This is a genomic window from Winogradskyella poriferorum, from assembly GCF_050618035.1.
Lineage (GTDB): Bacteria > Bacteroidota > Bacteroidia > Flavobacteriales > Flavobacteriaceae > Winogradskyella > Winogradskyella poriferorum_A.
The window spans coordinates 1-239 of sequence record NZ_JBODPY010000110.1; the positions used below are offsets into that span (position 1 = coordinate 1).

General features: G+C 37.2%; 1 pseudogene. It reads left to right on the forward strand.

What is annotated here, in order from left to right:
• Positions 1-212: pseudogene (locus ACRHOC_RS15115) on the forward strand (class 1 fructose-bisphosphatase); the annotation flags it as partial.
• Positions 213-239 lie beyond the last annotated feature (27 nt).

The window sequence follows — 239 nt, forward strand, 5'->3', positions numbered from 1 at the left end:
CAAAAAGTTCGAAAAATGCGAAAGGTAAACTTAGATAATTGTATGAGTGGAATCCAATGGCCTTTTTAGCAGAAGAAGCTAATGGTAAAGCAAGCGATGGGCTCAACAGAATTATGGATATTCAACCAACAGAACTGCACGAACGTGTTCCTTTTAGTTGTGGCAGTAAAAACATGGTTGAAAAAGCTGAAGAATTTATGAGAAACGCATAAAAAAAGCGAGCTGTTAGCTCGCTTTTT